Annotated in this window: 24 protein-coding genes; all 24 read right to left on the bottom strand. The window is 50.9% G+C overall.

Translation table 11 applies throughout. The annotated features are described in order from the left end of the window. Positions 1–49 precede the first annotated feature (49 nt). Entirely contained in the window at positions 50–832 is a 783-nt protein-coding gene (gene sleB / locus AC0YOA_RS32500; RefSeq protein WP_475790131.1) for a spore cortex-lytic enzyme, read from the bottom strand. Between the two features lie 94 nt (positions 833–926). After that, positions 927–3,572, bottom strand: coding sequence for an FtsK/SpoIIIE family DNA translocase (locus AC0YOA_RS32495; RefSeq protein WP_475790130.1), 2,646 nt, complete (start codon positions 3,570–3,572; stop codon positions 927–929). A gap of 131 nt (positions 3,573–3,703) precedes the next feature. Further along, on the bottom strand, positions 3,704–3,928 hold the full coding sequence (locus AC0YOA_RS32490; protein ID WP_210041097.1) for a YlzJ-like family protein: 225 nt from the start codon (positions 3,926–3,928) through the stop codon (positions 3,704–3,706). Next, positions 3,925–4,671: a ClpP family protease gene (locus tag AC0YOA_RS32485; protein ID WP_475790129.1), complete on the bottom strand. Its 747-nt coding sequence runs from the start codon at positions 4,669–4,671 to the stop codon at positions 3,925–3,927. The genes AC0YOA_RS32490 and AC0YOA_RS32485 overlap by 4 nt, the downstream gene beginning before the upstream one ends. A gap of 240 nt (positions 4,672–4,911) precedes the next feature. After that, complete coding sequence (locus tag AC0YOA_RS32480) at positions 4,912–6,591, bottom strand: ribonuclease J (RefSeq protein WP_210041099.1); 1,680 nt, start codon at positions 6,589–6,591, stop codon at positions 4,912–4,914. A gap of 638 nt (positions 6,592–7,229) precedes the next feature. Then, entirely contained in the window at positions 7,230–8,108 is an 879-nt protein-coding gene (dapA, locus tag AC0YOA_RS32475; RefSeq protein WP_475790128.1) for a 4-hydroxy-tetrahydrodipicolinate synthase, read from the bottom strand. 31 nt (positions 8,109–8,139) lie between these two features. Continuing rightward, positions 8,140–9,354, bottom strand: a complete 1,215-nt coding sequence (gene dapG, locus AC0YOA_RS32470) for an aspartate kinase (RefSeq protein ID WP_475790127.1) — start codon at positions 9,352–9,354, stop codon at positions 8,140–8,142. A gap of 76 nt (positions 9,355–9,430) precedes the next feature. Beyond that, positions 9,431–10,468, bottom strand: a complete 1,038-nt coding sequence (locus tag AC0YOA_RS32465; protein ID WP_475790126.1) for an aspartate-semialdehyde dehydrogenase — start codon at positions 10,466–10,468, stop codon at positions 9,431–9,433. Positions 10,469–10,641: 173 nt separating this feature from the next. Beyond that, positions 10,642–11,235, bottom strand: coding sequence for a dipicolinate synthase subunit B (locus AC0YOA_RS32460; protein ID WP_210041107.1), 594 nt, complete (start codon positions 11,233–11,235; stop codon positions 10,642–10,644). Then, on the bottom strand, positions 11,232–12,131 hold the full coding sequence (dpsA, locus tag AC0YOA_RS32455) for a dipicolinate synthase subunit DpsA (protein ID WP_475790125.1): 900 nt from the start codon (positions 12,129–12,131) through the stop codon (positions 11,232–11,234). The genes AC0YOA_RS32460 and dpsA overlap by 4 nt, the downstream gene beginning before the upstream one ends. A gap of 256 nt (positions 12,132–12,387) precedes the next feature. After that, positions 12,388–12,867 carry a dUTP diphosphatase gene (dut, locus tag AC0YOA_RS32450; protein WP_210041111.1) on the bottom strand — a complete coding sequence of 160 codons (480 nt, stop codon included), beginning with the start codon at positions 12,865–12,867 and terminating at the stop codon, positions 12,388–12,390. Next, positions 12,812–14,077 carry a M16 family metallopeptidase gene (locus AC0YOA_RS32445; RefSeq protein WP_475790124.1) on the bottom strand — a complete coding sequence of 422 codons (1,266 nt, stop codon included), beginning with the start codon at positions 14,075–14,077 and terminating at the stop codon, positions 12,812–12,814. The genes dut and AC0YOA_RS32445 overlap by 56 nt, the downstream gene beginning before the upstream one ends. 163 nt (positions 14,078–14,240) lie before the next feature. Continuing rightward, complete coding sequence (locus AC0YOA_RS32440) at positions 14,241–15,236, bottom strand: polysaccharide deacetylase family protein (RefSeq protein ID WP_475790123.1); 996 nt, start codon at positions 15,234–15,236, stop codon at positions 14,241–14,243. Between the two features lie 191 nt (positions 15,237–15,427). Next, positions 15,428–17,530 carry a polyribonucleotide nucleotidyltransferase gene (gene pnp, locus AC0YOA_RS32435; protein ID WP_210041117.1) on the bottom strand — a complete coding sequence of 701 codons (2,103 nt, stop codon included), beginning with the start codon at positions 17,528–17,530 and terminating at the stop codon, positions 15,428–15,430. Positions 17,531–17,774: 244 nt separating this feature from the next. Continuing rightward, positions 17,775–18,044 carry a 30S ribosomal protein S15 gene (gene rpsO / locus AC0YOA_RS32430; protein ID WP_188992490.1) on the bottom strand — a complete coding sequence of 90 codons (270 nt, stop codon included), beginning with the start codon at positions 18,042–18,044 and terminating at the stop codon, positions 17,775–17,777. 190 nt (positions 18,045–18,234) lie between these two features. Continuing rightward, positions 18,235–19,188, bottom strand: a complete 954-nt coding sequence (locus tag AC0YOA_RS32425) for a bifunctional riboflavin kinase/FAD synthetase (RefSeq protein WP_475790122.1) — start codon at positions 19,186–19,188, stop codon at positions 18,235–18,237. Between the two features lie 35 nt (positions 19,189–19,223). Further along, entirely contained in the window at positions 19,224–20,138 is a 915-nt protein-coding gene (truB, locus tag AC0YOA_RS32420) for a tRNA pseudouridine(55) synthase TruB (protein ID WP_475790231.1), read from the bottom strand. Beyond that, on the bottom strand, positions 20,138–21,151 hold the full coding sequence (locus AC0YOA_RS32415; protein ID WP_475790121.1) for a DHH family phosphoesterase: 1,014 nt from the start codon (positions 21,149–21,151) through the stop codon (positions 20,138–20,140). The genes truB and AC0YOA_RS32415 overlap by 1 nt, the downstream gene beginning before the upstream one ends. Then, positions 21,148–21,504: a 30S ribosome-binding factor RbfA gene (rbfA, locus tag AC0YOA_RS32410; RefSeq protein ID WP_210041123.1), complete on the bottom strand. Its 357-nt coding sequence runs from the start codon at positions 21,502–21,504 to the stop codon at positions 21,148–21,150. Before rbfA ends, AC0YOA_RS32415 begins: the two co-directional genes overlap by 4 nt. A 7-nt stretch (positions 21,505–21,511) precedes the next feature. Further along, complete coding sequence (gene infB, locus AC0YOA_RS32405) at positions 21,512–24,361, bottom strand: translation initiation factor IF-2 (RefSeq protein WP_475790120.1); 2,850 nt, start codon at positions 24,359–24,361, stop codon at positions 21,512–21,514. Continuing rightward, positions 24,354–24,716: a L7Ae/L30e/S12e/Gadd45 family ribosomal protein gene (locus AC0YOA_RS32400; RefSeq protein ID WP_475790119.1), complete on the bottom strand. Its 363-nt coding sequence runs from the start codon at positions 24,714–24,716 to the stop codon at positions 24,354–24,356. The genes infB and AC0YOA_RS32400 overlap by 8 nt, the downstream gene beginning before the upstream one ends. Next, entirely contained in the window at positions 24,670–24,993 is a 324-nt protein-coding gene (gene rnpM, locus AC0YOA_RS32395; protein ID WP_475790118.1) for an RNase P modulator RnpM, read from the bottom strand. Before rnpM ends, AC0YOA_RS32400 begins: the two co-directional genes overlap by 47 nt. Positions 24,994–25,052: 59 nt before the next feature. After that, complete coding sequence (gene nusA, locus AC0YOA_RS32390; protein WP_210041129.1) at positions 25,053–26,150, bottom strand: transcription termination factor NusA; 1,098 nt, start codon at positions 26,148–26,150, stop codon at positions 25,053–25,055. 78 nt (positions 26,151–26,228) lie between these two features. Beyond that, positions 26,229–26,690 (bottom strand): ribosome maturation factor RimP, encoded by a 462-nt coding sequence (gene rimP / locus AC0YOA_RS32385; protein ID WP_210041131.1) that lies wholly within the window; start codon positions 26,688–26,690, stop codon positions 26,229–26,231. Positions 26,691–26,867: the final 177 nt, after the last annotated feature.

Raw genomic sequence — 26,867 nt, 5'->3', positions numbered from 1 at the left:
GGAAGAAGCAACCCGCGTTCATAAACGGGCTGCTTCGGGTGAACATGCATCACATGCAGAAAATATGTTTGCCAATCGTTTTGACCTGCGGACGGGACCATATCCATTTGGATGTCGCTGTCTCAGGGTTGAAATAATAGGTACAGCCCCCTGATGGATCCCAGCCGTTAATGGCGTCATTGACGGCTTTTGTGGCGCTCTCGTTGGGAGTCAGCCAGATTTGTCCATCCGCAACTGCCGTGAATGCCCCCGGCTGAAAAATAACGCCCGATATCGAATTCGGAAAGCTTGGCGATTTGACGCGGTTTAGAATAACAGCGGCAACGGCAACCTGACCGACGTACGGCTCACCGCGGGATTCTCCATATACGGCGTTGGCCATCAGCTTCAAATCATTTGCGGATAGTCCCAGCTTCGAGGACTTCGTTTCATTGGATCCTCCGCCCGAGGAACCCGTATTCCCGCCATCTCCGCCTGATGCAGGAGCCGGAGCGTCCGCGGCGGTTGGCTTCCAGCTCTTTGTAGCCTCCCAAAGCTTCAGCTTGGTTTTTGCCCCGACAACGCCATCGGATTTCATTCCGAATTTCCATTGAAACCACGTGACGGCATTTTTCGTCGTAGACCCGAACTGGCCATCCACCTTGCCATCAAAAAATCCCAAATACTTCAGACGGCCCTGCAGTTCACTGACATCTTTTCCGGATGATCCGGGCTTTAACGTGGCGCTGCTGAAAGTTTCAGCGGTTTTCCCGCTGTTGCCATGCTTAAGCGTGAACGCGCCGAACAACAGAAGAACGATGACGACGGTCACCATTATTAATCGATTTCTCATCTTTGGAATCTGCCTTTCTCTTGCGGATTCTAAAAGCAAGCGAAGCTTATTCCTAGTATGAGAAATCGGATTGCCTTCTATGCACGAATTTGACTTACGAGCTAATCTTTCCTGCATCATACTGATCCACTGTCAGCAGAACCTCACGCGGTTTGCTGCCTTCATAAGGCCCTATAATGCTGCGTGCCTCCATTTGGTCAATCAGCCGGGCCGCGCGCGTATAGCCTACTCGCATGCGTCTCTGAAGCAGGGATACGGATGCCTGCTTGGCTTCAAGAACAATACGGACAGCCTGATCATACAGCTCATCCATCTGTTCATCCGCTTCCGGCATGGAATCATCCACTTCGGGTACCAGATCATTCGTATACTCCGCTTCGGCCTGACCGCGCGAATAGTTTACCACGGCTTCCACCTCCTGGTCGGAAAGGAACGCCCCCTGCACCCGGATGGGCTTGGACATTCCAACAGGCAGGAAAAGCATATCCCCGCGTCCCAGCAGCTTTTCCGCTCCAACCATATCCAGAATCGTCCGGGAATCGACCTGAGACGAAACGCCAAAGGCGATCCGGGATGGTATATTCGCCTTGATCAGTCCGGTGATGACATCAACGGACGGGCGCTGTGTCGCGATAATCAGATGGATGCCGGCGGCACGGGCCATTTGGGCGAGACGGCAGATCGCATCCTCGACGTCATTGGCGGCGACCATCATCAAATCGGCTAATTCATCCACGATGACGACAATATAAGGCAGAACCGCGGATGGATTCTCCGCCATCAGATTATTATAGCCTTCTATATTGCGCGTGCCCGACTTGGAAAACAGCTCATAACGTTTCTCCATCTCCACAACGATCTTCTTCAAGGCAAGCGACGCCCGTCTCGGATCGGTGACAACAGGCGCCAGCAGATGGGGAATGCCGTTGTACACATTAAGCTCAACCATCTTCGGATCGACCATCAGAAACTTGACTTCATCCGGTCGCGCCTTGTATAGAATGCTGGTAATGATACCGTTAATGCAAACGGATTTACCCGAACCTGTCGCCCCGGCAACGAGAAGATGGGGCATTTTCGCAAGATTTCCCACTATCGTCTGGCCGGAAATATCCCTTCCGAAGGCGATGGACAGCTTCGAAGGCGCATTCAAGAATGCAGGCATCTCCATAACCTCGCGCATCGTGACGACGGATACCTCGGTGTTGGGCACCTCGATGCCAATGGCGGATTTGCCTGGAATAGGCGCTTCCATTCTGATATCCTTGGCAGCCAGCGCGAGGGCGATATCATCGGTCAGTCCGACTATCCGGCTTACTTTGACGCCTGTCGCGGGCTGTACCTCATATCGGGTTACGGCCGGACCGCGCACAACATCCAAAACCTTCGCCCGTACCCCAAAACTTTCAAGCGTAGCTTCCAGTTTCCGGCGGGAGTCATTCGCATCCGCAGCTTCCCCCGCTCTGCCGCTGCCGCTCGGCTTGGTCAGCAGCGAGAGTGACGGCAGCTGATAAGGCTTGACGGCAGGCACACGGGGAACAGGATTTGCAGCGGCGGAGCCCTCTGCCAGTTCGCCAGTTTCGATTGCCGGACTTACGGGCGGCGAGCTTGGAGAAGAGATGCTGGTAAATTCATGATCTATTTCTTCCCCATCGACAAGATGCGGTTCCAGATCTTCTCCTTGGAAAGCCGTATTATCGATCAGTCCCCTGCTGCTGTCTATTGCAGGAGGAAGCTCGATTTCGCCTGAAGGATCAAAAACCTCCGGCACCACTGCCGGACTGCCTTTGCCGGCATTATAAGCCTGCCATTCAGCGCTGCCCTCTTCATCATCGTCATTCCACTGCGGTACTCTGCTGCGGCTGCTTCCGGCAGGCTGAACCAGATGGTCGTCATCCATCTGCCAATCGTCCTTGTCGCTGCTTGAGTGCTCCTCGGGATCCGATGTTTCATTAAACCAGGAGAAAAAAGGAATTTTCCTCCTTGCCGCCCGGGGACGCGGCTGATAAAGATCATCCTCATCATCTTCCAAATCATCATCCTGAATAATAGGGGCTGCGCCCTTGCCCCCTCTTGCCGGAGCTGCTGCAAGCTGCGCTGATCGTCTGGCAGCCAGCTTCGCCCGCATTAGCGACCAGAAACGTCCGCCCCGGACGCGCAGGGCTTTCATCAAATCCACATAGGACCGGCCTGTCATCAACATAATAGAAATGGCAAACATGACGATCATAATGAATTTGGCGCCAAAATAACCAAATAACCAATAAAGCAGCGTATACTGGATTGCCCCTGCATAACCGCCGCTGATTGCTCTCGGAGCAACGCTGCCGTCATCCAGGACAGGAGTATCAATTAACGAAGCACGAATATCGCCGCCTAATTGACTTAATATGTAACCGGAAGTCAACCCCCCGGTAGGCTCTGTTTTCTGATCCATTACCGTAATCGAGCTCATCAGCGTAAATGCCAGCACCAGCAGCAAAATCCCGGTCTTGCGGGTCGACCAGCCGGATGGCCAGGTACGTTTGATCATAACGGTCAGACCGACGTAAATGCCTACAAGAGCCAGGGCAAAGTAAAACTTTCCAAGCATCAGTCCAAACAGTTTGGACAATGAACGTCCTACCGTAGCTTCACCCGAAAGCGCGATGACGGACACCGTAATCAACAAAATACCATAAACCTCATATTTTAGGCTCGTCCCAATCGAGCTCTTTCTTCTTCGCTTTTTTTTCGCCAACTTCAGTCACCTCTGGTTGCCATTATACCATACGAGGCCTCTGGATGCCGCTACTAATCTCCAATCCAGGGTAGAGCTGCCAACTGCTCATAACCCCACCCCGAAGCTTTACTATGAGAAAAACAGCTGTTTCAGGAAGATCGGGAGCCAAATAAAATAACCGTGCCCGGTGAATACTGCGGCTGCAAATAAGCGTCCAATGGACACTCGAGCAGCCGGACGATTTTACCGATCCCCGGTGAGATCGGCTCAATTTGCATTCTTACATTGCCTATGGTGATGTCCACATATGGACCAGGCTGTTCATCCATTCCATCCAGGACAAGCTCCAGCGGCATCGTCGTGTACAGCGTCATTGCGTCAGCCCTCCCGGCCCCATTCTCTTGCGTTCCGCAATAAAACCATCCAGCTCCCGCAGCGCCACTCCAATCCCGCCGACCGCATCGATCAATCCATACTTGACCGCATCCACCCCGATTACGGTTGTCCCGATATCGCGGTTAAGCTCCCCGGTCTTGAACATCAGTTCTTTGAACATCTCGGTGCTTATGTTCGAGTGTGAAGTCACATACCGTACCACCCGCTCCTGCATTTTCTCCAAATATTCAAAGGTTTGCGGTACTCCGATAAACATGCCGTTCATCCGGATAGGATGGATGGTCATCGTCGCGGTCTCGGCGATAAATGACTTCATTCCTGCTACGGCGATGGGTACGCCAATGGAATGGCCGCCGCCCAGAACAAGAGTAACGGTCGGCTTCGTCAGCGAGGAAATCATCTCGGCAATGGCAAGACCGGCCTCAACATCCCCGCCCACCGTATTCAGCACGATGATCAGGCCTTCGATTTTTGGATTCTGCTCCGCCGCCACCAGTTGTGGAATAATATGCTCGTATTTGGTCGTTTTATTTTGTGGAGGGAGCACCATATGCCCTTCAACCTGCCCAATGATGGTCATGCAGAATACGTTAGATTCTGTTGTGGGTATCGTCGTCTGTCCCAGCTGCTGCAGCGTTTCCAGCGTAGGATTCACCATTTTCCGGTCGCCGCCTTCAGGATCCGGCTGTTCCGATTTTTGAAGCCATTCGATTTCCCGCATGTGATTTGTCCTCCTTATGCCTATTCGCCAGGAATCAATCCTGTGCTTTCATGTGCTCTGCATAGTATGGAAGGACAGAGAATTATTATACGGTTTATTCGGAATTGACGGTCTGGCACGTCCCTTTGCCGCTTTCGTGAGAACAAGTTTATGTATAACAAAAAACGGTTTACTCCCACCCGGAACGAACCGGACAGGAGAAAACCGTTTTGCATGTTTATCAGTCTTGGCTGAAAATCATTATACTTCCATGATAATAGGCAGAATCATTGGACGGCGGCGCGTCTGTTCGTATAAGAAACGGCCGAGCGCGTCCTTCACATTGGTTTTCAGTGAAGCCCATTCGTTCACCTTATCATTCATTAATTTATGCAGAGTCGATGTCACGATGCGGTTCGCTTCCTCAAGCAGCCCTTCGGATTCACGCACATACACAAATCCGCGGGAAATGATATCCGGACCGGACAAAATAGCGCCGTCTTGTTTGCTGAGCGTAACCACAACCACGAGGATACCATCCTGCGATAGCAATTTACGGTCACGAAGTACGATATTTCCTACATCGCCGACACCCAAACCATCAATCAATACATTACCGGCAGGTACTTTGCTGCCTTTACGGGCTACTCCACCCTGGACATCGATCGTATCCCCGTTGTCGATAATGAAAATGTTCTCCCGTTCGATGCCAACCGCCTCTGCAAGCAGGGAATGCTGACGGAGCATCCGGTACTCGCCATGGATCGGAATAAAATATTTTGGACGGATCAGATTGAGCATCAGCTTCAATTCTTCCTGACTTCCGTGACCGGATACGTGAACGCCGGAAACAGATCCCGGACCGTAAATAACATTGGCGCCCAAGCGGAAAAGCTCGTCCACCGTGCGTCCCACATAACGCTCATTCCCTGGAATAGGCGTAGCTGCAATAATAACCGTATCTCCCGGCAGGATGTCCACTTTGCGATGCGTAGAACGAGCCATACGCGTAAGAGCCGACATGGGCTCGCCTTGACTTCCTGTGGAGAGCACAACGACGCGGTCAGCCGCCATCTTGTTGATTTCTTCAGGCTCGATCAGCATGCCTTCCGGAATGGTTAAATAACCCAGTTCAGAAGCTATAGACACCACGTTCACCATACTGCGGCCAACGACAACGATTTTGCGTTTCGTAGCCATAGCGGCGTTAATAACCTGTTGAATCCGGTGCACGTTGGAAGCAAAGGTAGCGATAACTACACGCTGTGTAGCTTTGCGGAAAATATCCTCAAGAGAAGGACCGATCATGCTCTCCGACGGTGTAAACCCTGCGCGTTCCGCATTCGTACTGTCCGACAATAGAGCGAGTACGCCCCGTCGGCCAATGTCCGCAATACGCTGAAGATCCGCATATTGATTATTAACCGGCGTATGGTCGAATTTGAAATCGCCTGTGTGGACAATCGTGCCTTCCGGCGTATCGAGACAAACACCAACCGAATCCGGAATACTGTGATTGGTTTTGAAGAATGATGCCTTGATCGTGCCGAGCTGAATTTCGGAATCGGCATTAATCAGAATCCGCTTCGTTTCGCCAAGCAGACCAGCCTCTTTCAACTTGCCTTCAATCAATCCGAGTGTCAGCTTTGTGGCATAAACAGGAACATTCAGATGCTTCAATACATAAGGCAGTCCGCCAATATGATCCTCATGTCCGTGCGTGATAAGAATAGCCCGTACCTTGTCCTTATTTTCCGTTAAATACGTAATATCCGGAATCACGATATCAATACCGAGCATATCTTCTTCCGGAAATTTCAAACCTGCATCGACTACGACAATATCGTTCCCATACTGAACGACATACATATTTTTTCCGATTTCGCCGACGCCGCCCAAAGCAAATATGAGCAGCTTATCTTGGCTGTTTTTCTTTGACAATTGTATCCGTACCTCCTAATTTTTACGAAGTAAAACCAAATTCATAAGTGTAGAATCAATCACCCTCACGAAATAAAGTCGCTTCGTTAGCATGTTATATTTTTTACGAAGAAAATCTTCGTAACCATGGTCAAATGTTAATGAAACTTATAAAACTTTAGTGAATAAGCAAAGCAAAACAATGTCCGGTGACCCAGCTTCATGCTTGGGCGGGACATGGAATGCTTCCGATTGCAAAATGCCTGATAGAAGCGGACATCAGCCTGCCTGATCAGATTCGCATCATTCTATCAAGGAAGCCGTGTCTTATGCTGTTGTATGCCGCTCAAAACAAGGGAAAGGATTCATTATTATTTGCCGCACACCATCACTTGTCCCCATTATACATGATTGAATTTATGAAACACAAGTAAAGGCGAAGAACTGTTTAGAAAATATAGGTTAAACAGGATCGTTTATCTGTCCGGACTGACGTCATGAATTACTTTCGATCATGTATGCAGGAAGAACCGGCTCTCGCCACTCTCCGGCGTCGAAGTTAGTTTCTTCCCGATGTTAAAGCTATATTTATGACAATAAAAAAACCGATGCAAACGCACCGGTTTTTGGTGAGTGCTGCATAAAGAGCTGCAAGCAACTCAAGAATTCAATAACTCACGAAGAGCAGCAAGCTCTTCTTCCGTAGGTCCCACGAGCGGCAAGCGCACTCCGCCGACAGGAATGCCGCGAATCGCCAGTGCTGCTTTAACCAGAACCGGATTGGGAACGAGATGCGGCAGTTCAAACAAGCCTTTGAAAATCGGATGACAGGATGCGTGAATCCTGGCTGCTGCCGCAACGTCTCCGTTGACGAAGGACTCAATCATCTGTTTCATTTCACGGCCAATAATGTGGCTGGCTACGCTGACGATACCATATGCGCCGACAGACATCATCGGTAGTCCCGCGCCATCGTCACCGCTGTACACCCGGAAGCCTTCCGGAGCTGCAGCAGCTATTTGGGTCACCTGATCTGTCGATGCACATTCCTTGGTTGCCACGATATTAGGTATTTGCGCCAGACGCAGCGTCGTTTGGGCTGTCATGCTCACGACCGTACGGCCAGGAACATTATAAAGCATAACCGGCAGCGAAGTGCCCTCGGCAATACATTTAAAGTGCTGGTAAATGCCTTCTTGGCTTGGCCGGTTGTAGTAAGGAACCACGAGCAGAACGCCATCTACGCCGCATTGCTCAGCAAGCTGGGTCATTTGAAGGGAGTGGGCTGTATCATTGTTGCCGGTTCCCGCTATGACCTTGCAGCGGCCGTTAGCGTGCTTAACAACGTATTTGAACAAAGCAATTTTCTCATCATCCGTCAGCGTCGGTGATTCTCCGGTGGTTCCGGAAACCACGATGCTGTCGTTCAAATGTTCATCAATCAAATAATCGACAACGCGGCCGGTCGCTTCCCAGTCAATCGCTCCTTCCGCATCGAACGGAGTTACCATGGCGGTAACCAATCTTCCGAAATCCATTATGACTCCTCCTAAACATCGTTTCAAACATTTATTCGTGCAGCGAGAATTTCGCATGCAGGGCCCTTAAGGCGTCTACCATGAAACTCTCGCTGACCAGCACCCATATCGTAGTGTTGGAGTCGGCCGATTGCAGAATCGGAATTCCCTGAGCTGTTAGCGCCTCCACGATTTTGGCCATAATCCCGGGAACACCGTTCATTCCCCCGCCGATTACAGATATTTTGGCGCAGCCGCTAACTGCGATCGGTGCATATCCGATCGCCTGCAAAACCGCAACCGCCTGCCGGGCATCCTGATCAAAAACCGTATAAACCGCTCCGCCAGGTGTCACATTAATAAAATCCACACTGATATGATGCCGCGCCATCGCCTGAAATACCTGAAGCTGAACATCATTATGCCCGTCTTGCGCATGAACCGTAATTTGCGTAACTCCGCTAACATGAGCTACGCCTGTTACATAGCGGTCGCGAACCATCGCGGACTGAGTAAGATTCAATGTGTCGGTCACCAGTGTCCCTTCATCCTCCGAGAAGGTTGAACGGACGCGAAGCGGGATCCGGGCCTGCTGGGCAATTTCAACGGCACGGGGATGAATCACTTTGGCTCCCTGCCGGGCCATATTGCAAATTTCCGTATAACCGACAACCGGAATCGGGCGCGCGTCCTCAACCAGGCGCGGATCAGCCGTTAATATGCCGTTGACATCGGTATAGATATCGACTCTGTCCGCCTTCAAGGCGGCACCTATCGCGGTGGCTGAAGTATCGCTGCCCCCGCGTCCCAGCGTCGTTGTCTCACCGGCTTCCGTCATACCCTGAAATCCGGTGACGATCACTACATTGCCGTCCTGCAAAAATTGGAGTATTCGCTCCGTACGTATTTCGACAATTCGTGCACGACCGAATTGATTATCGGTCAAAATACCCGCCGCACCCCCTGTCAAAGCAACAGCAGGTATCGAGTGTGCACGTAAAAGTCCGCAAAGCATAGCTGCCGATATGATTTCGCCGCAGCCAAGAAGCATATCACGCTCCCTGGCCGGCAAACCCGCTCCATGATCGGGAAGAAGCGAGAGCAGCGTGTCCGTCGCGTAAGGATCACCCTGACGCCCCATAGCAGAGACGACAACGACAAGCTGATGCTGTCGTTGCCGCTCTCTTTCGATATGACGAAGCACAAAGTCTCTTGCTTCCCCGGTGGACAGCGAGGTTCCACCGAATTTCTGGACGAGGATGCCCATTGTCAAACCTCCGTATCCGCACTTTTTAGATGCCGGATCATTCATGTTTGACCAGCTGCCCATGCTGCTTATCCTATTATTTGCCGATTGCGATATATTCCGCAATTTGAACTGCGTTCCATGCTGCGCCTTTGAGCAGATTGTCGGAAACGATCCACATATTGAGGCCGCGGGAGGAGCCAAAATCACGACGCAGACGACCGACGAATACATCCGGTATACCGGCAGCATCCGTCGCCAGCGGGTAGAGCTGATTGGCCGGATCATCTACGAGAACAACGCCTGGGGCGTCTCCCAGCAGCTTTTTGACATCTTCAAGGTCGTAATCATTCTTTAATTCAACATAAACGGATTCCGAGTGGCCGTAGACAACGGGTATGCGCACGCAGGTCGCCGTTACCTCAATCGAATCGTCCCCCAGAATTTTTTTGGTTTCCCGAATCATCTTCATCTCTTCCAGCGTATAGCCATTATCCTGAAATTTATCGATTTGCGGGATTGCATTAAAGGCGATTTGATGTTTGACCGGGAGCGAGCCAACCGGCAAAATATCCGGAACAAGCTCATTGCCGTCAAGCACTTCGCGCGTCTGGCGCAGCATCTCTTCTATAGCCCGGCTTCCAGCTCCGGATACGGCCTGATACGTCGAGACAATAATACGGGAGATGCCGTAACGGTCCAGCAGCGGTTTAAGCGCGGCAACCATCTGAATGGTTGAACAGTTAGGATTTGCAATAAGACCTTTATGCTCGCTTATTTTATCAATGTTCACTTCCGGCACAACAAGCGGAGTTTCGGGATCCATCCGGAAAGCATTCGTATTGTCGATGCAGACCGCCCCATGCTCGATTGCATGAGGGGCAAGCGCCTTCGTCACATCGCCGCCAGCGCTGAATAATGCGATCTCCACATCTTTAAAGCTCTCCGGCGTTGCTTCCTCTACTATATGCTCCTGACCCTTGAACATAATCTTCGTACCGGCTGAGCGTGCGGAAGAAAGCAGCTTTAGCGCGGCAATCGGAAAATTCCGTTTTTCAAGCAGACCTATAATTTGTTCTCCTACTGCGCCTGTTGCCCCAACTACGGCAACGTTAAACAATTTTTGATTCGACATATGTCGTCTCCTCTCAAAATGAAACTTATGTCAAGGATTGCTCCAATTGCATACTAAAATACCGGAAGAAACTTGGAGGAAAGATCTCTTCCTCTTCCCTCGCAGCTTATAGAAATAAATATCGGATGGGAATATAAATATTCTATAATCGAGCTGCCATCGGCCATTCCTGCTTATCCCAGGGAACGGTCAATCAATAACGGCTGCAGCTGTTTACCTTGAAGAGCCGCTTCGCAGGCTTCGGGTATCAAATCCATCTTGGCTACAAGCGAATTCGGCTTTTGCACCGGATTGTCTTGCCCGAATGGAACAAAATAAACATTTTTGCAAACAAGCAATTTGGCGATATTCGCCGCATTCAGTCCGAGCCCGTCGTTAGTGGAAATGGCCAGCACGAGCGGCCGCAGATTACGCATCTGGGCTTTGGCAGCCATTAGTACGGGACTGTCTGTCATTGCATTGGCAAGCTTGCTCGTTGTATTTCCTGTGCACGGTGCAATAACCAGCACATCAAGGAGCTTTGAGGGGCCCAGCGGTTCAGCCTCTACAATAGTCGAAATAATATCATTGCCCGTAATCATCTTCAACTGCCGCTGCCAATCCTCTGAAGTGCCGAAACGGGTGTCTGTCGTCATAAGTGTTTGAGTCACAATCGGAACGACATTCGCACCTTCATCAACAAATCGCTGGATGACCGGCATTACTTCCGCAAACGTACAATGTGAACCGGATAAGGCATAGCCTACCGTTTTGCCCTGCCATTTCATTGCGCATTCCCCCGTTGCCTGGTATCTTCCGTAATCAACCGACTCAAACAATCCGCAATGATGCGTCCAGCGGTTTTCGGTGCGACGATACCTGGTAGACCGGGGGCGAGCAACGCTTTAATGCCCCGCTTCTCAGCGAAGCGAAAATCCGTTCCGCCCGGCTTGGAAGCGAGGTCGATAATGACCGCTCGCGAAGGCAAATTCGCTATAATTTGCGCTGTGACTATCATAGTCGGAATTGTGTTAAAAAGCAAGTCAATATTACTCACATGCTGCTGCAAATCCGTGATATAAAAAGGCTCAAAACCCATCTCCAAAGCCCTTGCAAAATGCTCTTCCCTTCTTACGCCAACCTTTACTTTTGCCCCTAGTCCCTGGAGCGTCCGGGCCATCGTCATTCCCGTCCGTCCAATACCCAGCACCATGCAGGATGAGCTGTGGATGGTAATGTCCGTATGTTGAATCGCCATCATTACGGCGCCTTCGGCTGTCGGGATTGAATTGTAAATCGCCACATCGTCACGATCGAAAAGCTCAACCAGCGCGATAGACTGCCTCTGGCAAGCCTCACGTAAATATGGCTTCGCCATACCTGTATAAACCTTGCAGTGTTTTGGCAAAAGAGCAATATGTTCTTCCGCCAAAATAAGCTCGCGGTCGCTAAAGACAGCCGGAATCGTTCCGTCATCATCGGTCCCGACCGCCGGGAGCACAAGCGCATCGGCGCCTGGAAATAAATCAGCGCTCAATTCCGCGTGTACTGCTCCATCCAGCGGGGTGTGAAGCTGATCAAATCCGGCAACCGTTACAGCCGCATCCAGCTCCGTCAGCTTGCGGATAACCTCAAGCTGTCTGGCATCGCCACCCAGCAGCACGACCTGAACCCCTGTCAGCATAAGGGTATCACTCCTTTCTCCCTTCATCCGTCACGACATTCGTATCCTCGGATATAGATTATCTTATGCCAAGGCCCAAAAGGGGTGAAAAGGAAAATACGCCATTTGAGGTTTTCGCATTGGTTTGAAAGCCCCAAGGCCTGGCACTTTGCCGATACCAAAGGCGAAAACAGGCAAAATAAAACCCGATGCATCCGCACCGGGTTTATTATGGCCGTAATATTTTTAATATGAATCGGATGAATATTGAGTTATGTTAAACTCCGGTGTGGCCGAAGCCGCCTGCTCCGCGAACCGTATCCGGCAATTCCTCTGCTTCCGTAATTTTGATTGCCGGCACGATCTGAAACAGCATTTGAGCAATCCGCTCCCCCCGCTCGATGACGAATGGTTCCTCCCCGAGGTTGACGAGAAGCACTTTTACTTCTCCCCGATAATCAGCGTCAATCGTTCCTGGTGAATTCAGGCAGGTGATTCCATGCTTGTATGCCAGGCCGCTGCGCGGGCGGATCTGGGCTTCCAGCTCCGCCGGCATGGCCATTGAGAAACCTGTCGGAATAAGCTTGCGTTCGCCTGGAGCGAGCGTCACGGGTTCATCAACAGCCGCCTGCAGGTCAAATCCCGCTGCCAATTCCGACATCCTGCGGGGAAGCACCAGTTCTTCATTGCCCGGCAATCGTTTAAACAATACTTGAAACAAGACTATCCCTCCCGAGAGCGGCAGCCGCTTTATCATTGGATCCTACCATTGCTACCGCAAACGGAACGGAGAGCATTTGCTTGGTAACGGCTTGAATATCGCTCATTTGTACAGAATCGATCCGTAGCAGCATCTCATCAAGCGTATAATGACGGCCGATCATAAGCTCGTTCTTCCCCAGCCGGTTCATTCGGCTGCTTGTGCTTTCCAGACTGAGGATCAAACTGCCCTTGAGCTGTTCCTTGCCCCGATGCAGCTCGCTGTCGGAGAGGCCCTTGGCTGCCAAGTCATGCAATTGCTCCAGCGTGAGATCGAGCACTTCCTTCGTTTGTTTCGGTGCGGTTCCGGCATAAATCGTAAACAAGCCGCTATCCGCATGGGAGGAGTGATACGAGTACACCGAATAAGCCAAACCGCGTTTCTCGCGAATCTCCTGAAAAAGCCTGGAGCTCATTCCGCCTCCCAACGCGTTGTTCAGCAGAATCATCGCGTACAGCTGAGGATCGGCGATCGAGCACCCGGGAAAGGTCAGGCAGATGTGATTTTGCTCTGTTTTTTTCTTATGAAATAAATATTGGCCGTTAAAGTCAGGTGCTTCCAAAATGCTTTCCGAGCCTTTATTCTTAAATCCGCCGAACTGCTTCTCCAGCAGCTCAAGCAGAGGACCTTCCTCGACGTTGCCCGCGACACTGATTACAGTGTTGTCGATCCGGTAATGATTGCGCATATAGCCGCGGAGTGTATCGCCATCCATGGCATTCAGACGCTCCTCCAGCCCAAGAATCGAGTAGGCAAGCGGATGGTCCCCGTAAGAAGCGCGTGATGCTTCATCATGCACCTTGTCATCAGGCGTATCCTCGTACATGGATATTTCCTCAAGAATGACATTCTTCTCTTTGCTTAATTCACCGGCGTCCATCACCGACTCAAAGAACATATCCGCTAAAGCATCAACCGCGATAGGCAGATGCTGATCCAGCACCTTGGCGTAATAGCATGTATATTCTTTGGCTGTGAATGCATTGATGTTGCCGCCTATGCCATCAAACAAATCGGCAATGTCCTTCGCGCTTCGTCTGGCTGTTCCTTTAAAAAGCATGTGCTCAATAAAATGGGAAATTCCGTTATTGACTGGCGTCTCATTACGCGAACCCGTCTTAACCCATATCCCGAAAGCCACGGAACGAAAGGTTGGTATGTACTCCACCACTACCCGCATCCCGTTGCTGAGTGTATAATTGTTCACTTATTTTCCTCCTAAAAGTTTTGCTTGCAAAACTGGCCTCGTAAGCATTTGCTTTGAGTTTTCTGCTTTCTTCATGGAACCGCTTCTCTGCAAGCAGAAAAATCACTTCGAAAGCGCAGTACTCGTTCATATCGCCAAAATCAGTGATTTCACTATAACAAAATTAAGGCCCCGCCTCAACTAAATGCACCCGCGTGGGGGATAATGTTTCGCTGACCGTTCCTAAGGAAAGTCCTTTCTGCCTGATTGCGGCAATTATACCCGGCAGCGCCTGACTTGAAGAATCGGTGGGATGCATGAGAATCAGTGATCCCGGCTCGACACGGGTCCGGATTTTGTTCACGATCGATGCGGCCGGAGGATGCTGCCAATCCACGGTGTCGAGGGTCCAAAGCACAGTTTTTAACCCCTGCTCCGCCGCCACCTCGATCGTCATCTGATTAAAATCCCCGGAAGGCGGCGCAAACCACACATTGGAAACATTGAAGGTTGACTTCAGCAGCGCTTCCGTTTTGGCGATTTGATTGAAAGCGGATTGCCGGTCAAGCTTGCTCATATCAGGATGAGAATAGGCATGATTGGACAGCTCATGCCCCTTGGATTGAATCAGACGGGCCATGTCGGTATTTTTTTTCAGCCACGACCCATCGAAAAAGAAGGTCGCCTTTACATTTTGCTCCTCCAGCGTCTTGAGCATCGGTTCAAGAAACTCATTGCCCCACGCTACATTGATCATAAGCGCTGCCATCGGCTTATTGGGATTGCCCTTGTAGATCGGCTGTCTTCCCAACTGCTCCAGGCTGATCGCTGGGGAAATTTCCTTATACATGAAACGGATCGGGCTGTTCTCCGGCGCATCGCGCATCAGCCGATAGGTTTGATCCACATCAACCTCTAGCCCGTTATAACCCGGAATCGCCTTCCATACGCGGTCAAGCCTGGCATCAACAGGGGCAATGCGGCGTTTGACAGCTTCATTCTCTATAGCGTCCTTCAACTGCTGCCTGACAGAATCTGAGGAAATATCAATTCCCAAAGCTGTAGCAGCCTTTCCCTGTTTCAATTCAGCCAGGTAGGCCGATAAATCACCGCTTAACCCGAAAACCAGCAGCAGCGCACACATGAAAACCGTCATTATGATCGCTTTCTTCAGCTTCATCGCTTTGTCCCACCCTTCTTATTCATCATATTATGGCTTTGTCCACAATATGTAAGAGGTGTAGAAGAACAGAGCTGCCGGACGATGTTTCTTTATTACGGCTGATATTATGTACAAAATAAAAAGAGACAGATGAAATCTGGCTCTCTCTTCTTGAATATCCAAAAATTATTGGTTTGTAAGTATACTTGTTACGATTGAGCAGGAGCCTCGGCCGTCAGAACTGCTTTACGGGAAAGATTAACGCGTCCTTGCTGATCGATTTCCGTCACTTTAACTGTGATTTGATCGCCGACTTTGACGACATCCTCAACTTTGGCGACACGCTCAGTCGACAGCTGCGAAATATGCACCAGTCCATCCTTACCCGGTAAAATTTCGACGAAGCAGCCGAATTTCTCGATGCGTCTGACCGTTCCCAAATAAATCTCGCCGACAATTACCTCGCGGACAATGCCTTCAATGATTTGTTTGGCCCGATCAATGGCTTCCGCGTTCGAGGAGGCGATAAAGACAGTGCCATCCTGTTCGATATCGATTTTTACGCCGGTTTCGTCAATGATTTTGTTAATGACTTTACCGCCGGCACCGATAACATCACGGATTTTGTCCGGGTGAATATTCATAATCACGATTTTAGGAGCATAAGGGGACAATTCTTTGCGCGGCTGCTGCATAACCTCAAGCATTTTGCCAAGAATGTGCATGCGCCCCTGACGCGCCTGTTCAAGTGATTCCTCAAGAATAGCACGGTCAATACCGTCAATTTTGATATCCATTTGAATCGCGGTAACGCCTTTGGCTGTTCCAGCTACCTTGAAGTCCATATCCCCGAGATGGTCTTCCATCCCCTGGATATCGCTGAGAATCGCGAAATGGTCTCCGTCCTTGATCAGCCCCATTGCAATACCCGCAACAGGCGCTTTAATCGGTACCCCTGCATCCATCATTGCCAGCGTGCTTGCGCAAATACTCGCCTGGCTTGTCGAACCGTTGGATTCCAGCACCTCAGACACCAGACGAATCGCATAAGGGAACTCCGCTTCCGAAGGTATGACCTTCGACAAGGCTCTCTCTCCAAGCGCACCATGTCCGATTTCACGACGTCCCGGCGGACGAAGCGGTCTGGCCTCGCCTACGCTGAATGGAGGGAAATTATAATGGTGCATGAAGCGTTTGGTTTCAGCCAAATCGATACCGTCGAGTATCTGTACATCTCCAAGCGGTCCAAGTGTACAAATGCTAAGCGCCTGCGTTTGGCCACGCGTGAATAATCCCGATCCGTGTGTGCGCGGCAGGATAGCAACATCGCAATCGATAGGGCGGATTTCACTCAATGCCCGTCCATCCGGACGTACTTTATCATGCGTGATCAGACGCCTTACTTCTTCCTTGACAATATCGTAGAGGACTTCTTTCACATCGCCAAGAAGCTCCGGTGTATCAGCATACTGCTCTTCGAAATGAGCAACAGTCTCAGCATTGACAAGGTCAATTGCTTCTTGTCTGGCATGCTTCTCAATAATGCGGACAGCTTCGACCAGACGGGCCGACGCAAAAGCGCGAACCGCTGCGTTCACTTGCTCATCACTGGCGTGCAGCTTGACTTCCATTTTTGTTTTACCAGCCAAACCATGGAGTTCTTCTATCGTCGCAACGATTTTCTTGATCTCATCATGGCCGAACATGATTGCTTCCAGAATAATCGATTCCGGCACTTCATTCGCTTCCGCCTCAACCATCATGATGGCATCCTTCGTACCGGAAACGACTACATAAACCTCGCTCTTCTTCTCCTGCTCAACCGTAGGGTTGATGATAAACTCCCCGTCGATGCGACCGACAATGACCCCGCCAATCGGTCCGTTAAACGGCAAATCCGAAATCGTCAAGGCTGCGGATGTTCCAATCATGGCTGCGATTTCCGGAGCGCAATCCTGGTCCACACTCATCACGATATTGGCGATCTGCACATCATTGCGGAATCCGTCTGGAAACAATGGGCGAATCGGACGGTCTGTCAGTCGGCTGGAAAGAATGGCCTTCTCGCTCGGACGTCCCTCCCGCTTAATGAATCCTCCGGGAATTTTACCGACCGCATATAAACGTTCTTCATAATTGACGGTTAACGGGAAAAAATCGAGCGGCTTAGGCTCATTGGACGCCACGACCGTACAGAGTACGACAGTTTCACCGTATTTAACCGTAACTGCTGCGTTTGCCTGCTTGGCAAGTCGACCCGTCTCAAGCACGAGCGGGCGTCCGCCTAACGTCATTTCTACACGTTGTAACATTGAATCCCTCCTCACTGCAACCGGTAGGCCAATAAAGGGCCGGGCTGCATGGTCTATTAGATTTTCATTCGACAGCTATATAGGTTCTCCTGCTGCAAGAAGACTTTTTAGGATAACAGAAATGGGGCAAGTTTCTTGAGAGGTTATATACAAAATACCGTTACATTTACAAAAAGCAACCCGGAGCAGCCAAACCGGAACCCCGGACGGCTGGACAACCAGGTTGCTTTTATCCTCGCATCTTTTATCGGCGCAAGCCGAGTCTTTCGATCAATGCGCTGTAGCGTCGTACATCCTTATTTTTCAGATATGCCAACAGCTTACGACGTTGACCGACCATTTTGAGCAGGCCGCGACGGGAGTGATGATCTTTCTTGTGCACCCGAAGATGGTCTGTCAAATTGACGATGTTTTGCGTCAGGATAGCGATTTGAACTTCCGGAGAACCGGTGTCGTTCGCATGGGTTTTGTGCTCGTCGATCAATTGATTCTTACGTTCTTGAGTAAGTGCCATCCTTGTTCACCTCCTTTATCATAATCGCCATTAGCCTCGCCGCCGTCGGTGAGATCGAGCAGGCCAAGCCAAGGTTCTTGCCGCTTATGCGATGTGCAAAAATGCATCATCTCTCCGCAACGACTAGAAGTATATCATAATCGCCCATATAAAGTAAATGGAGCAGGGTTATTTATGAGATGATGATAGGCTAACGCTGCCCTTGGGACAAAATCGCTCTGGCCTTATCAGCATCGGCATGAATTTGACCAACCAGCTCATCAATCGAATTAAATTTCTTCTCTGTGCGGAGAAAAGAAATAAAATGGATCGCAATCGACTTGCCATAGAGGTCGCCGTCAAAGTCAAATAAATGGGCTTCCATGACCGGTTGCGTCAGATTCTCATGGAAGGTTGGCTTCACTCCGATGTTCAATACACCGGGAATCCGCGCTCCGTCCACCTCCGCCATGATGGCATATACACCCTGACGGGGAACCACATAAGCCGTTTCCGGATCCAGGTTGGCGGTCGGAAATCCGATCTTGCTGCCTCTGCCTTCACCATGGACGACAGTTCCCTGTAAATGATAGGGTTCCCCGAGGAATTGCTCGGCCATTTCCAGTTTGCCTTCTGCCAGCGCTTCGCGGATAAGGGTACTGCTGACTTTTTTGCCGTCGATCATTAGCGGCTCTACGATTTCCACAGCGATATCCGGATCGCCAAGAGCGACAAGCGTGTCCGCTTTTCCCGCACCCCGGGATCCAAATGCAAAATCAAAACCGACGACTGCCTTCTTGACCTGCAGCGGACGCAGTACATGCTCGACAAATTCATCCGGCGTTACTGCGGAGAATTCCAGGTCGAATTGAACGATATACACGACATCCACACCGAGGGAACGGAAACGGTTGATCTTCTCCTCTAATGGAGTGAGGCCATTCACATACTGATCTCCCTGCCCCAGCACCTCCTTCGGATGCGGGTAAAAGGTCATTACCGCAGCCTCAATGCCTGTACTGCGTGCAGCTTCGACAGAGCGGCGGATGACATTCTGATGCCCCTTGTGGACACCATCGAAATAACCGATGGCAAGCGTCTTGGGAAGGGCTGATTTTGCGGGCTCAGAGGATTGAACCGGATATTGTAATGAGATTATTTTCACTGCCGTCACACCTGCTTTATGAGCTTCACTTCATTTTAAACGGACGTAAATACTTTGACCGCTTTCAACGAGCCTGTGTCCTTATCTGCTTCAAATAAACCAAGAAACAATCCGTCATCACGATACAGACAAACTAACGACTGGTCATCTATACGCTGCAGCGTCTGAATATTTTGTAACGGAATACGCTTGCCTTGAAAAGCATGCTGAGCGGTAGCTGCATTTACTGATCCGCTGGGCAGATGGCTCAGCGCCGAGTCGGCCGGCAGCAGTTTAGGCTCGAGTTCTCCCGCGGCATGCAGCTTTTGAATCTCTTCCATGGTCAGACAGTGCTCCCGCGTGAACCCGCCTGACATCGTACGTGTAAGTTCAGCCATAACCGCAGGAACTCCCAGCGCTTTACCGATATCCACGCACAAGGTGCGGATATAGGTGCCTTTGGAGCATTGAACGGAAAAACGGATCCGGGGATGCGCCATTCCAAGCTCAAGCTCAAGCAAGTCAAGCCGATAAATGGTTACGGGACGCGCTTGGCGTTCTATGATATGACCCTCCCGAGCCAGCTCATAAAGCCTCTTCCCCTCGACCCGAACGGCTGAATACATCGGTGGAACCTGCATAATCTCGCCTACGAAGGAGGCCAGTGTACGGCGGATCTCTGATTCATCAATGGTAATGTTGTCCACCTGCGAGATGACAGCGCCTGTCAAATCCTCCGTATCTGTCGCCAAACCAAGCTGCAGAACAGCCTCATAGGCTTTTGGCCGCTCCTGGACATATTCAACGACACGCGTTGCGCGTCCGATACATAGCGGCAGGACACCTGTAACCTGAGGGTCAAGCGTGCCGGCATGACCAATTCTTTTCACACGGAGTATCCCTCTTACCTTGGCAACAACATCATGAGAGGTCCATCCAGCCGGCTTCCAAACGGGTAGAATTCCCTCCATCATTGGGCCAACGCCTCACTGACCGCATTCACCAGTTTAGTCATTGCAGCTGAAAGGGGTCCCTCAAGCTGACAGCCGGCTGCTCTGATATGCCCGCCGCCTCCGAATGATTTGGCGATAGCCGCAACATCCGCTTTACCGGAGGAACGCATGCTTACCTTAACGTTTCCATCTGCGGTTTCTTTGAACAACACGCCAACCTCAACGCCTTCTACATTGAGCGCGTAGTTCACCAGGCCTTCCAGATCATCGCCTATCGCTCCGGTTTGCGCCATATCTTCATAGGCGATATAAAGCCATGCGATCTGGCTGTCATCGGAGAAGATCAGCCGGCTAAGCCCGCGCTGCAGCAGCAAAAGCTGCGGTTTGGTCATACGTTCCAGCAACCGGTCTGCAATAGAATGACTGGGAATGCCAATCGCCAGCATCTGCGAAGCCACCTGCATCACATAAGGGCTTGTATTGGAATAGCGAAAGCCTCCCGTATCCGTAAGCAATCCAGTATAAATAGCTGTTGCCGCTTCAGAATCAAGCGCAAATCCTGCATGGATAATCAAATCGTATAAGATCTCAACAGTTGCCGCTGCATCCGTGCGAATCAGATTGACTGCACCGAACGCGTCATTGGTAGGATGATGGTCAATATTGAGGAGCATAGCCCCTTCGGCAAATAGACCGGATACGAGGCCGATGCGCCGAAAATCGGCACAATCGACCGCGATGATCCGGTTATACGTTTCTGAGAGAGGCTGCTCTTTGTTCAAATTAATAACAGCAGCCGATTGTTCCATAAAATCAAGTCTTACCGGCACAGCTCCCTCATTCATCATGACGTACTGCTTGCCAAGCTGACGCAGAATCCAGCCTGCCACCAGCGTGGAGCTGATGGCATCACCGTCAGGCTGAACATGTGAAACAATCAGAAACCGGTCTGCCCCTTGAAGGAATTGCAGAGCCTGGTCCAGCTGCTTGGTATAATCAGCCGGGAAAGCTGCTGCTTGCCCCGCGATCATTTGCCACCGCTGCCGCTATTGATTTGTTCGAGCAGGGATTCAATCCGGCTCCCGTACTCAATGCTGCTGTCGAATTTAAACAGCAGCTCGGGCGTATGGCGAAAACGGATTCTTTTGCCCAGCTCCGACCGTAAAAAGCCGGTGCCGCGTGCCAAAGCTTTGAGTGTTTCTTCCTTTTGCTCATCATTGCCCAGTACGCTTAAATACACTTTAGCCTGCGACAAGTCGCCTGTCACTTCAACTCCGGTAACGGTGATAAAGCCGATCCGCGGATCTTTAAGCTCCATCTGGATAAGTGTACTCAGCTCTTTCTTGATTTGTTCACCTACACGTCCTACGCGAACCTTCGCCATAGGTCAATCACCTCTCTACTGTTTCCATAACGTAGGCCTCGATCACGTCGCCTTCTTTGAGTTCAAAGTTCCGCTCAAGTGTAATTCCGCATTCGTAGCCCTGCGCAACTTCCTTGGCATCATCCTTGAAGCGTTTGAGCGATTCGATCTCGCTCTCGAATACGACGATTCCGCCGCGGATCAAGCGGGCTTTGGCAGATCGGGCAATTTTTCCCGAAGTAACCATACAACCGGCAATCGTACCCACTTTGCTGACTTTGAAGATATTGCGGACTTCCGCCTGGCCGATAACGACTTCTTTGAATATCGGATCCAGCATCCCCTTCATAGCATGCTCAATTTCGTCGATTACATTGTAAATAATGCTGTGGAGACGAATATCAACCTTTTCCTGCTCAGCTGTCGCAAGCGCCTGCGGCTCTGGTCTTACGTTAAACCCGATCACAATCGCATTGGAAGCGGAGGCCAGATTAATATCGGATTCGGTAATCGCACCTGCGCCGCTGTGAATGATTTTGACGCGGACGCCTTGAATATCGATCTTCGCAAGCGAGCCTTTGAGGGCTTCGGAAGAACCTTGAACATCGGACTTGATGATGACATTCAGGTCCTTGATTTCACCTTCAACAATGTGTTTATACAAATCTTCAAGCGTTACGCGCGAGTTGGCGCCCAGCTCGGATTCACGTTGTTTGATCGCTCTGCGGTCGGCGATTGCTCTTGCTTTGCGCTCATCCTCGAACACGAGGAACGGATCGCCGGCAAGCGGAACCTCAGTCAAGCCCGTAATTTCCACAGGCGTACTCGGTCCGGCTTCCTTCAGCCGTCTGCCTTTATCATTGACCATGGCGCGTACGCGTCCGAAGCAGTTGCCTGCTACGAAGGCATCGCCGACCTTCAATGTGCCGTGCTGCACGAGAATACGTGCTACCGGACCTTTACCTTTATCCAGCTCAGCTTCAATAACGGTACCGCGAGCCCGTTTGTTGGGGTTCGATTTGTAGTCGTTCACTTCAGCAACGAGCAGGATCATCTCCAGCAGTTCTTCAAGTCCGATGCGCTGTTTGGCCGATACATTAACAAAGATCGTATCGCCGCCCCACTCTTCCGGGATAAGCTCGTACGGAGTCAGCTCCTGCTTGATTTTGTCAGGGTTGGAATCCGGTTTATCGATTTTGTTAACCGCTACGATGATCGGCACGCCTGCAGCTTTGGCATGGTTGATTGCCTCTACCGTTTGCGGCATAACGCCATCGTCAGCTGCAACTACGATAATGGTAATATCCGTTACCTGCGCACCCCGTGCCCGCATGAGCGTGAACGCTTCATGGCCCGGTGTATCGAGAAAGGTTATTTTCTTGTGATTGATTTCGGCTTGATAAGCACCGATATGCTGGGTGATACCGCCTGCCTCGCCGCTGGTTACGCTAGTATGGCGAATGGCATCGAGCAGAGTTGTTTTACCATGATCGACGTGACCCATGATCGTAACAACCGGCGGACGGGATTCCAGATCCTCCGCTTCATCCGTTTCTTCAAACGTTTCAAAAGCATCCTCTTCAACCGGAATCTTCACTTCAACCTCTACACCGTATTCGCTGGCGATCAGTTGAACCGTATCGAGATCGACCTCCTGGTTAATGGTTGCCATGACACCCAGGACGATCAGCTTCTTGATGACTTCAGAAGCATCCTTATGAAGCAATTTGGCCAGATCGCCTACCGTCATTGTACCGCGTACAATGATTTTCTTCGGCGTATTGTCGATTTTCTCTCTGCGTTCCTGCTGCTGGTTGCCTCTTCCGCGCTGGTTTTTGCCGCCGCGGCTGCCTTTGAAATTGCTGGAACGGCTGTCGTCAAACCGTTTGCCGCCTGCTCCAGGACCGCCAGGTTTCTTCTTCGCGCCGCCTCTGTCATCCGAGCCCGGTGCCGGACGGGAGTCAAATGCACGCCCTTGTGTACCACGGTTCTGCGGCGGCGTATTGGAACGCGCGCTGCCTTGTGCGCCTGTGCTGCCGCCGCTGCTGCTCTGACCGAAACGCTGGCCTCCTGGGCTGCCGCTGCTGCCTTGACCTGACGGACGTTGTCCACCGCCTTGACCTTGGCCGCTCGGACGCTGACCGCCCTGGCTGCTTCCTTGACCGCCGGATGGACGCTGACCGCCCTGGCCTTGGCCGCTTGGACGCTGACCGCCCTGGCTGCTTCCTTGACCGCCTGATGGACGTTGACCGCCTTGGCCGCTTGGTCGCTGGCCGCCCTGGCTGCTTCCTTGACCGCCGGATGGACGCTGACCACCTTGGCCTTGGCCGCTTGGACGCGGGTTATTGCCTTGATAGGAAGATGGACGCTGCTGTTGTGGTTGCTGGGATTGCTGCGGCTGACTAGACTGCTGCGGCTGTTGCGACGGTTGCGACTGGTTCGTGCTGGCTGTTGGCGTACTTGGTCTGGTTATGTTCATATTCCCCTGTCGTTCCTGGTTTGTATTTTTGTTGGCATCTGACTGGTCTGTGGAGCCTTGTTGCGCCGCTCCCGCATTCTGCGGCTGGGCAGGCAAGCTGTTCTGCTGTGGCTTGCGCTCAAGCTGCGGTTGGGCTGGACGGTTAGTGGATTGTGCCGCTGCGGATACTGTCGCATTCTCTTGGGCGCGTTTGGCAGCCGCATTGGATTTGATGTCGCGGAAAAAACCCTCGACTTTACCTACCATTTCATTTTCCATAACACTCATATGGTTGTTGACCGGCAGATTGAGACGCTTCAGAATCGTGATGATTTCTTTGCTGCTCATATTAAGTGATTTTGCGTATTCATAAACCCTTAATTTATCTTTATTGTCCTTACTGTCTGTTTGTTTAGTCAATATACTCCACCTCCGAAGGTTGGGTTAAGCTTTGTATAATTATCTTGGAGAACCCCGCTTCCGTTACGGCAATGATCACCCGCTCCGACTTGCCGATTGATTCTCCCAGCGTGATTCGGTCAAACAGCTCCACCATCTTCACATTGTAAGTTCCGCACTTGTCCTGGAATTTCTTCTTTGTATTATCCGAAGCGTCGCCAGCCACAATGACAAGCTTTGCTTTGCCTTGGCGAACCGCCTTTAGTACGATCTCATCGCCGGAAATGACTTTTCCTGCACGCATCGCCATACCCAGCGACGACAGGGCCTTAGCCTTCCGAATCATCATCATCATCCATCCGATCTTTTTCCGCATTAAAGCGGTCCTCCACGGCAATAAAATCCTGTTCAAGCTGATCGTAAATGTCCATCACAACAGGCTGTTTAAGAGCCCGGTCAAGCGCCTTGGTCTTCTTCGCCAGCTTGAAGCAGGAGACTTTGCCGCACAAGTATGCGCCGCGTCCTGCCTGTTTGCCCTTCAAATCAATCAATATCCGCTCATCCGGAGTACGGACAATGCGAATTAATTCCTTTTTGGGCTTCATTTCCTGGCAAGCCACGCATTTGCGCAGTGGAATTTTTCTGGGTCTCATCTTCCATCCCTCCTGTGGCGTCAGGCGCTTCAAACAGCAAACGCCGTATAAAGCTTACGCTAGTCGACGGAGACGGAATCCTGATGCATGGTGCTCATTGCAGATTTCGGGCGACCATATTCCTGCTCGGCTTGCGTTTCGCTTTTTATATCGATTTTCCACCCTGTCAGCTTGGCTGCCAACCGGGCGTTTTGTCCTTTAATGCCGATGGCGAGCGATAGTTGATAGTCCGGCACAATGACACGCGCCATCTTTTCCTGCTCGTATACGATAACTTCCAGCACTTTGGAAGGACTAAGCGCATTCGCCACATACTCTTCCACGCTGTCCGACCACCGGACGATGTCGATCTTCTCGCCTTTGAGCTCCGTCACAATCATTTGCACGCGCATCCCTTTTTGTCCTACGCAGGAACCAACCGGATCCACCTCGTCATTGCGCGAATGAACGGCTATCTTCGAGCGGAAGCCCGCTTCCCTGGCTACTGAACGGATTTCCACAACGCCATCATAGATCTCCGGTACTTCCAGCTCAAACAGACGCTTTAGCAATCCCGGATGCGTACGTGAAAGAAAGATTTGCGGTCCTTTTGTCGTGTTCTCAACCTTGGTTATAAACGACTTGACGCGGTCGCCATGCTTGAATTTATCTGTCGGCATCAGTTCGGTAAGCGGCAGTACAGCTTCAACTTTGCCCAGATCAATGAACAAATTGCGGACATCCTGACGCTGCACGATACCGTTGACGATATCTTCCTCTTTATCGATAAACGCATTGTAAATGAGCCCCCGCTCCGCTTCGCGGATACGCTGGGTTACCACTTGCTTGGCCGTTTGTGCGGCAATGCGTCCAAAGTCACGCGGCGTCACTTCAATTTCGGCAATATCATCCAGCTGGTAATGCGGGTTCAGCTCGCGTGATGCTTCAACCGAAATCTCCAGGCGCGGATCGAAAACCTCATCCACAACCGTCTTGCGGGCGTAGACTTTAATCACTCCGGTAAACCGGTTAATATCAACCCTCACGTTCTGGGCGGTGTTAAAATTGCGTTTGTAGCTGGAAATAAGAGCAGCTTCCAGCGCTTCTATTAAAATATCTTTGCTTATTCCCTTTTCCCGCTCGATTTCCGACAGTGCTTCTATAAAATCCATGCTCATTGGAAATGAGTTCCCCCTTTCGAATCGTACCATGTGGTTAGGTCATGCCAGTTATAAACCAGATGCGCGGCTATTGTGTTAGAAAACGATGGCCAAACGGGCGCTTGCCACTTTCGCATATGGAATGGTGTACTTCTTTTTGCCCATATCAATGACAACTTCTTCACCGTCAAACGAAAGAAGCGTACCCTCAAACTCTTTGGCTCCGCTTACCGGCTCATAGGTTGTAACAAACACATGCTTGCCGATTGCTTTGCTGACATCTTGAGGCTTCTTAAGCGGTCTTTCCGCGCCGGGCGACGATACTTCGAGAAAATAAGCCTCGGTAATCGGATCACTCTCGTCAAGCTTCTCGCTTATAAACTCGCTGATTCGTCCACATTCATCAATATCGATGTTGCCTTCCTTGTCGACAAAGATGCGAAGAAACCAGTTGCTGCCTTCCTTCACATATTCCACATCAACAAGCTCAAATCCATGTTCGTCAAAAAAGGGCTGAACCATTTCTTCGATGACGGTTTTGATTTTCGCAGTGCTCAAAAATGATGTACCCCCCACTGCAACTGCTAGCTGCTGATTTATGCAGCTCAGTTGTCAGTCCAAATTCTGCAACTGCTAGCTGCTGATTTATGCAGCTCAGTTGTCAGTCCAAATTCTGCAACTGCTAGCTGCTGATTTATGCAGCTCAGTTGTCAGTCCAAATTCTGCAACTGCCAG

Source organism: Paenibacillus sp. JT22N12 (assembly GCF_056269365.1).
The sequence above is the reverse complement of the archived record's forward strand: the minus strand, read 5'-3'. Positions and strand labels throughout refer to the sequence as shown.

Excerpts from the sequence above, each read along its gene's own strand:
- dapA (WP_475790128.1), bottom strand. The coding sequence starts at position 8,108 with ATGGATTTCGGAAGATTGGTTACCGCCATGGTAACTCCGTTCGATGCG.
- AC0YOA_RS32460 (WP_210041107.1), bottom strand. The coding sequence starts at position 11,235 with ATGAAATGGCAGGGCAAAACGGTAGGCTATGCCTTATCCGGTTCACAT.
- sleB (WP_475790131.1), bottom strand. The coding sequence starts at position 832 with ATGAGAAATCGATTAATAATGGTGACCGTCGTCATCGTTCTTCTGTTG.
- AC0YOA_RS32400 (WP_475790119.1), bottom strand. The coding sequence starts at position 24,716 with ATGCGGAAAAAGATCGGATGGATGATGATGATGATTCGGAAGGCTAAG.
- dapG (WP_475790127.1), bottom strand. The coding sequence starts at position 9,354 with ATGGGCATCCTCGTCCAGAAATTCGGTGGAACCTCGCTGTCCACCGGG.
- rpsO (WP_188992490.1), bottom strand. The coding sequence starts at position 18,044 with ATGGCACTTACTCAAGAACGTAAGAATCAATTGATCGACGAGCACAAA.
- dpsA (WP_475790125.1), bottom strand. The coding sequence starts at position 12,131 with ATGCTGACAGGGGTTCAGGTCGTGCTGCTGGGTGGCGATGCCAGACAG.
- rbfA (WP_210041123.1), bottom strand. The coding sequence starts at position 21,504 with ATGGCGAAGGTTCGCGTAGGACGTGTAGGTGAACAAATCAAGAAAGAG.
- AC0YOA_RS32465 (WP_475790126.1), bottom strand. The coding sequence starts at position 10,468 with ATGTCGAATCAAAAATTGTTTAACGTTGCCGTAGTTGGGGCAACAGGC.
- AC0YOA_RS32440 (WP_475790123.1), bottom strand. The coding sequence starts at position 15,236 with ATGAAGCTGAAGAAAGCGATCATAATGACGGTTTTCATGTGTGCGCTG.
- dut (WP_210041111.1), bottom strand. The coding sequence starts at position 12,867 with ATGATAAAGCGGCTGCCGCTCTCGGGAGGGATAGTCTTGTTTCAAGTA.
- AC0YOA_RS32490 (WP_210041097.1), bottom strand. The coding sequence starts at position 3,928 with ATGACGCTGTACACGACGATGCCGCTGGAGCTTGTCCTGGATGGAATG.
- AC0YOA_RS32415 (WP_475790121.1), bottom strand. The coding sequence starts at position 21,151 with ATGATCGCGGGGCAAGCAGCAGCTTTCCCGGCTGATTATACCAAGCAG.
- pnp (WP_210041117.1), bottom strand. The coding sequence starts at position 17,530 with ATGTTACAACGTGTAGAAATGACGTTAGGCGGACGCCCGCTCGTGCTT.
- nusA (WP_210041129.1), bottom strand. The coding sequence starts at position 26,150 with ATGAGCATGGATTTTATAGAAGCACTGTCGGAAATCGAGCGGGAAAAG.
- AC0YOA_RS32485 (WP_475790129.1), bottom strand. The coding sequence starts at position 4,671 with ATGCGGGAAATCGAATGGCTTCAAAAATCGGAACAGCCGGATCCTGAA.
- truB (WP_475790231.1), bottom strand. The coding sequence starts at position 20,138 with ATGGAGGGAATTCTACCCGTTTGGAAGCCGGCTGGATGGACCTCTCAT.
- rnpM (WP_475790118.1), bottom strand. The coding sequence starts at position 24,993 with ATGAGACCCAGAAAAATTCCACTGCGCAAATGCGTGGCTTGCCAGGAA.